Origin of the sequence: Streptomyces sp. NPDC100445 (assembly GCF_044759735.1) — a bacterium.
GTDB lineage: Bacteria > Actinomycetota > Actinomycetes > Streptomycetales > Streptomycetaceae > Streptomyces.
In genome coordinates, this window is record NZ_JBIVZV010000024.1 from 1 (window position 1) to 7,542 (window position 7,542).

Consider the following 7,542-nt stretch of genomic DNA (forward strand, 5'->3'; position numbering starts at 1 on the left):
TCAAGCCGGACACCGCGTTCCGTGACTCCGGGTTCGACTCGCTGACCTCGGTGGAACTGCGCAACCGGCTCCGCGACGCCACCGGCCTCAAACTGCCCGCCACCGTCGTCTTCGACCATCCGACACCACTCGCCCTGGTCCGTCATCTGCACGGCGAATTGGGCCAGACGGCATCGCCGGCAGCCACTGAACCGGTCACCGCGCTCGCCGACCCGGACGAGCCGATCGCGATCGTCGGCATGGCCTGCCGGCTCCCCGGCGGAGTCAACAGCCCTGAAGCGCTGTGGCGGTTGGTGGTCGAGGGCCGGGACGCCATGTCCGGCTTCCCCGCCGACCGGGGCTGGGACCTGGAGGGCCTGTTCGACTCCGATCCCGACAAGGCCGGCACCTCGTACGTCGACCAGGGCGGCTTCCTGCACGAGGCAGGTCTGTTCGACGCCGGCTTCTTCGGCATCTCGCCCCGCGAGGCCCTCGCCATGGACCCGCAGCAGCGGCTGTTGCTGGAGACCTCGTGGGAGGCGCTGGAACGGGCCGGCATCGATCCGACCTCCCTCAAGGGCACCGACGTCGGCGTGTTCTCCGGCCTGATGGGCCAGGGCTACGGCTCCGGCGGCGAGGTGCCGGCGGAACTGGAGGGGTTCGTCACCACCGGAGCCGGCAGCAGCGTGGCCTCGGGCCGGGTGTCGTACGTCTTCGGCTTCGAGGGCCCGGCGGTCACCGTCGACACGGCCTGCTCGTCCTCCCTCGTCGCCATGCACCTCGCCGCGCAGGCCCTGCGCGGCGGCGAGTGCTCCCTCGCCCTGGCCAGCGGCGCGGCCGTCATGTCCAGCCCCGGCGCCTTCGTCCAGTTCTCGCGGCAGCGGGGTCTGGCCTCGGACGGGCGCTGCAAGTCCTACGCCGACGCCGCCGACGGCACGGGCTGGGCCGAGGGCGCGGGTGTCGTCGTCCTGGAGCGGCTGTCGGAGGCGCGCCGCAAGGGCCACCGGGTGCTGGCGGTGATCCGGGGCAGCGCCGTGAACCAGGACGGCGCGTCCAACGGCCTCACGGCTCCCAACGGGCCGTCGCAGCAGCGGGTGATCCGCAAGGCGCTCGCCAACGCGGGCCTTACCCCGGCGGACGTGGACGCCGTCGAGGGCCACGGCACCGGCACCGTTCTCGGTGACCCCATCGAGGCACAGGCACTGCTCGCCACCTACGGCCAGAACCGCGAAGAGCCGCTGTGGCTCGGCTCGTTGAAGTCCAACATCGGACACACCCAGGCCGCCTCAGGTGTGGCCGGCGTGATCAAGATGGTGGAAGCCATGCAGCACGGCGTCCTGCCGCCCACTCTGCACGTGGACACACCGTCGTCCCAGGTCGACTGGACGTCCGGAACGGTCGAACTCCTCACGGAAGCACGGGACTGGCCCGACACCGGTCGTCCGCGCCGCGTCGGCGTCTCGTCGTTCGGGCTGAGCGGGACGAACGCGCATCTGATACTGGAGCAGGCGGCGGAGGCGGTCGGCACCGAGCCGACGGCGCCGACCGACGCGGTCGTACCGGTGATCGTCTCCGCGCGCAGTGCCGGCGCACTGGCCGGGCAGGCGCAGCGACTGGTGGAGTTCGTCCGCCACACCGAGGCGCCACCTGCGGCCGTCGCCGGTGCCCTGATCACGCAGCGGGCGGCTCTGCCGGAGCGGGCGGTGGTCGTCGCCGGTTCGCGTGCGGAGGCCGTGGCGGGGCTGGGCGCGCTGGCCGCGGGGGAGGCGTCCCCGGTCGTGGTGACGGGATCGGGGGCCGACGGCAGGACGGTGTTCGTGTTCCCGGGGCAGGGATCGCAGCGTGTGGGGATGGGCGCGGAGTTGTATGCGCGGTTCCCCGTCTTCGCGCGGGCTTTCGATGAGGCGTGCGCGGTCCTCGACACACAGCTCGCGGGTGCGGTTGAGCATTCGGTGCGGGATGTGGTGTTCGGTGTGGTGGACGGTCTGTTGGATCGGACGGTGTTCGCGCAGGCCGGGTTGTTCGCGGTGGAGTCGGCGTTGTTCCGGCTGGTGGAGTCGTGGGGTGTGCGACCGGATGTGGTGGTCGGGCATTCGATCGGTGAGGTCGTTGCCGCGCATGTGGCGGGGGTGTTGTCGCTGGAGGATGCGGCGGCGTTGGTGGCGGCCCGGGGCCGGTTGATGGAGGCGTTGCCGTCGGGTGGGGTGATGGTGGCGGTGGCGGCGAGTGAGGCGGAGGTCGCGGAGCACTTGGGGCAGGGTGTTGATCTGGCGGCCGTGAATGGTCCCGGCTCGGTGGTCCTGTCGGGTGGTGAGGACGCCGTGCTGGCGGTGGCGGAGCGGCTGCGGGAGCAGGGCCGCCGGGTGAAGCGGTTGACCGTCTCGCACGCTTTCCACTCGGCGTTGATGGAGCCGATGTTGGCCGAGTTCGGCGAGGTGCTGACAGCCCTGACGTGGCACGAACCGAGGATCCCGGTGGTGTCGAACGTGACCGGGCAGGTCGCCGAGCCCGGTCTGTTGACCGAGCCGGCCTATTGGGTGGATCACGTCCGTCGCCCGGTCCGCTTCGCCGACGGTGTCACCGCGTCCGGTGGGTCGGTGTTCTTGGAGCTGGGCCCGGGTGGCGCCCTCAGTGGTGCGATCGCCGAGTCCGCCGGTGAGGGTGCCGCGAGCGTGCCCGCCCTGCGTGACGACCGCGGCGAGGAGCAGACACTCGTGCTGTCGGTGGCGGAGTTGTTCGTGCGGGGGGTGAAGGTGGACTGGGCGGCGGTGTTGCCCGAGGGTGCCACCGGCGTGCACGTGGACCTGCCGACGTACGCCTTCGACCACCAGCACTACTGGCTGAGGATGGCTCCCGCCACGGACGCGGTCGCCCTGGGGCAGGGCGCGGCGGACCATCCGTTGCTGGGTGCGGTGGTCCAACTGCCGCAGTCGGACGGGCTGGCCTTCACCTCCCGGCTGTCCCTGCGCACGCATCCCTGGCTGGCCGACCACGCCCTCGGGGGAACGGTCGTCGTACCCGGGGCGGGCTTGGTCGAGCTGGCCGTCCGCGCCGGTGACGAGGTCGGCTGCGACACGGTGGAGCGACTCGTCATCGATGTTCCCTTGGTCATTCCGGAACAGGGCGGAGCACGGGTCCAGGTCACCGTCGAGGCACCTGACGCGGAGGGTCGCCGCGCAGTGGTGATCCACTCCGCGAGGGAGGACGCCGTCGGCGATGTCGGCGCCGACGCCTGGACCCGGCACGCCACCGGCACCCTGAGCGCGACACCCGCCGCCACCGAGACCTTCGACTTCACCACGTGGCCGCCGCCCGGCGCCCAGCCCGAGGACCTCTCGGGTGCGGATGAGCGGCTGCTCCGGGGCGGATACGAGTACGGTCCTGCCCTACAGGGACTGCGGGCGGTGTGGCGGCGCGGTGACGAACTGTTCGCCGAGGTGGCACTGCCGGACGAACAGCGGGACGCGGCCGCCAGGTTCGGCATCCACCCGGCACTGCTGGAAGCCGCTCTGCACCCGGCGCTGCTGGAGATGAGCGCGACCGACGATCACCGACTGTGGCAGCCGCTGGAGTGGCACGGACTGACGCTGCACGCGGAGGGCGCCACGGTCCTGCGCGCGCGGCTCCTCCGGACCTCTCCCGGGGTGCTGGCCTTCCAGGCCGCCGACGAGACCGGCGGGCCGGTCGTGACCACCGGGACCGTGACATTGCTACCGCTCTCGGCCGAGCAGTTGACGCCCGCGGCGACCTCGGACGCGTTGTTCCGGGTGGAGTGGAGCGAGTTGGCGGCTGTGCCGGGTGCCGGTGAGGTGACGGTGGGCGCCGCCCGCAGCCATGGGGACGCTGAGGTGCCGGCGGTGACGGTGGTCGATGCCCGCACCCATGGGGATGCTGAGGCGCCGGTGGTGTCGGTGGGCCGGGTGTTGGCGGCCGTGCGGGCGTGGCTCGGGCGGGAGGGGGTTGAGGACGGTCGGTTGGTGGTGGTGACCCGGGGTGCGGTGCCCGCGCGTGGTGACGCGGAGGTCACCGATCCTGGCGGCGCCGCCGTATGGGGGCTGGTCCGTGCCGCGCAGGCGGAGAACCCCGACCGGATCACCCTGATCGACACCGACGGTGACGGCGACATCGACCCTTCCGGGAACGGGTTGGGTGCCGCCCTCGCCACCGGAGAGCCACAACTGGCGATACGCGAGCAGGCGTTGTACGTGCCGCGGCTCGCCCGCGAGCTTCCCGTCTCTGCCGTGGAGCCGGTGCTCGATCCGGAGGGCACGGTCCTGGTCACCGGTGGTACCGGGTCGTTGGGCGCCGAGATCGCCCGGCATCTGGTCGGACGGTACGGCGTACGCCACCTCGTGCTGGCCGGACGGCGCGGCGCCGACGTCGAGGGAGCGAGCGCACTCGTCACCGAACTCGAACAGCTGGGCGCGGCCGTGTCGGTGACCGCGTGCGATGTCACCGACCGGGAGGCGGTCGTCTCGCTCCTGACCGCCGTACCGGAGGCGCACCCGCTCACAGCGGTCGTCCACGCGGCGCGCGTCTTCGATGCCGGAGTCATCGGCGAGGTGGACCAGGACCGCATGGCACGGGTGTTCGCCCCGAAGGTGACCGGTGCCCGGCACTTGGACGAGCTGACCCGCGAACTGGCGCCGCACCTTGCCGCATTCATCCTGGTGTCGTCCGCCGCCTCGGTGTTCCTGGGCGCCGGCACCGGCGGTTACGCGGCGGCCAACGCCTACCTCGACGCCGTGGCCCACCAGCGCCGGGCGGCCGGTCTGCCGGCCGTCTCGCTGGCCTGGGGGCCGTGGGAGCGGGCGGGCGGCCAGGACACCGCCACTGCCGAGGGTGCCGGGAACCGTGCCGGCCGCCGTGGAGGTGTCGTACCGCTCACGCCCACGGAGGGTATGGAACTGTTCGACGCGGCGCTGCGGACCGGCGAGACGCTGGTGCTGCCGGTCCGGCTGGACCTGCGGGTGTTGCGCGCCGATGCCGCGCTCGGCGGTGGAGTCCCGCCCCTGCTCCGGGGCCTGGTGCGGACCGGCCGCCGGACCGCACGGGCCGGCACGGGCGACTCCGGTGGACTCGCGCGCCGGCTGGCCACGTTGTCCCCGGCCGAGCGGGAGAACCTGCTCCTGGGGCTGGTGCGGGGCCAGGTCGCGACCGTCCTCGGGCACGGTGGGCCGGACCAGGTGAGGGCCGAGACGGCGTTCAAGGAGGCGGGCTTCGACTCCCTCACCTCGGTCGAGCTGCGCAACCGCCTGCGTGAGGCCACCGGCCTGAACCTGCCCGCGACCGCCGTCTTCGACTACCCCACGCCGCTCGCCCTCGCCCGCTACCTGCACGACCGGCTGGCCCCGGACGCGGACGCCGTACCGACCACACATCCACTGCTCGCCGAACTCAGCCGACTGGAAACACTGCTGGCCGACGGGGCTTCGGACGACGCCACCCGCACGCAGGTGGCCACCCGGCTCCAGGGCCTGCTCACCGCATGGTCCACGGCGAAGGCCCCGGAACAGGAAGCCGAGGAAGAACTCGACTTCGCGTCCGACGACGAGCTGTTCGAACTCATCGACACGGAGTTCGGCCATTAGCCGGCTGCGGGCCGCCGACAGCCCGGCACCGCCCGCCCCTCATGCCCACGCCCGCCCCGCCGTCCACCTGACGCCTTAGCCCCACTAGGAGCTGACCCGCAATGGCGGATGAAAGCAAGCTTCGCGACTACCTCAAGCGTGTTCTCGCCGACGCGCGCCGCTCCCAGCAACGCGTCCGCGAACTTGAGGCCGAGAAGGCGGAGCCGATCGCGATCGTGGGCATGGCGTGCCGACTGCCCGGCGGGGTGAGTGGCCCCGACGACCTGTGGCGTCTTGTCCGGGAACGCGGGGACGGTGTCTCCGGGTTCCCCACCGACCGCGGCTGGGACCTGGACGAACTCTTCGACTCCGACCCCGACAAGACCGGCAAGTCCTACGTCAGCCAGGGCGGATTCCTGCACGACGCGGCCCTCTTCGACGCGGGGCTGTTCGGCATCTCGCCCCGCGAGGCCCTCGCCATGGACCCGCAGCAACGGCTGCTGCTGGAGATGTCGTGGGAGGCGCTGGAACAGGCGGGACTGAACGCGTCCACCCTCAAGGGCGCCGATGTCGGTGTCTTCGTGGGTGTCATCAACGAGGGATACGCGACCGGCGGTCCGGTCCCGCCGGAGCTGGAGGGCTTCACCGGCACCGGCACCACCGGGAGCGTCGCCTCGGGCCGCATCTCCTACGTCCTCGGCCTCGAGGGCCCCGCGGTGACCGTGGACACGGCCTGTTCCTCGTCCCTGGTCGCCATGCATCTGGCCGGACAGGCGCTGCGGCGCGGGGAGTGCACCATGGCACTGGCCGGCGGTGCGACCGTCATGGCCGGCCCCGGGATGTTCATGCAGTTCTCCCGACAGCGGGCGTTGGCCGTCGACGGCCGCTGCAAGTCGTACGCGGAGGCCGCAGACGGCACCGGCTGGGCCGAGGGTGCCGGTGTCGTCGTCCTGGAGCGCCTGTCCGACGCGCGCCGCAACGGCCACCGGGTCCTGGCCGTCGTCCGCGCGTCCGCCGTGAACCAGGACGGTGCGTCCAACGGCCTGACCGCCCCGAACGGCCCCTCGCAACAGCGCGTCATCCGCAAGGCACTGGCCGAGGCGGGACTGACCTCCGCCGACATCGACGTGGTCGAGGGTCACGGCACGGGCACCGTCCTCGGCGACCCCATCGAGGCACAGGCCCTGCTCGGAACCTACGGCCAGGACCGTGAACGCCCGCTCTGGTTGGGCTCTCTGAAGTCGAACATCGGGCACACGCAGGCCGCCGCCGGTGTCGCGGGCGTCATCAAAATGGTGCAGGCGATGCGATACGGCGTCCTGCCCGCCACCCTGCACGTCGACACCCCCTCCTCCCAGGTCGACTGGTCGGCCGGCGCCATCGAGCTGCTGACCGAGGAACGGGACTGGCCCCGGACGGGACGTCCCCGCCGGGCCGGCGTCTCCTCCTTCGGCGTCAGCGGCACCAACGCGCACCTGATCCTGGAGGAAGCCCCGGAGGAACCGGCCGGCGCACCCACGGAAGCGGCCGACCCGGCGTCGAACTCCGCCACGTCGTCCGTGATCCCCTCCGTGGTCCCGCTGGTGGTGTCCGCGGCCACCGAAGGCGCGCTGACGGGCCAGACCGGGCGCCTGGCGATGCTCCTCGCCCGGACGGACGCGCCTCTCATTGACATCGCGGGTGCGCTCGTCACCCGGCGGGCCCTGCTCTCCGAGCGGGCCGTGGTCGTCGCCGGCTCCCGGGCCGAGGCGGTGGCGGGGCTGGGCGCCCTCGCGAGCGGCGAGAACAGTCCCTCGGTGGTGACCGGCGCGGTGACCTCGCCCGGCCAGACGGTCCTGGTCTTTCCCGGTCAGGGTTCGCAGTGGTTGGGCATGGGCCAGGAGCTCATGGAGTCGTCACCGGTGTTCGCGGAGCGGGTGGGGGAGTGTGCCCGGGCTCTGGGGCCGTGGGTGGATTGGGACCTGAGGGCTGTGCTGCGCGGTGAGGTGGATCT

Annotated in this window: 1 protein-coding gene and 1 pseudogene; both read left to right on the forward strand. The window is 72.3% G+C overall.

Features of this window, described 5'->3' with window-relative positions:
- Positions 1-5,570 (forward strand): SDR family NAD(P)-dependent oxidoreductase (locus ACIQVT_RS34630; protein WP_403763732.1); only part of this gene is annotated, 5,570 nt, incomplete at its 5' end.
- A 101-nt stretch (positions 5,571-5,671) separates the two neighbouring features.
- A pseudogene (locus tag ACIQVT_RS34635) lies at positions 5,672-7,542 on the forward strand (type I polyketide synthase); the annotation flags it as partial.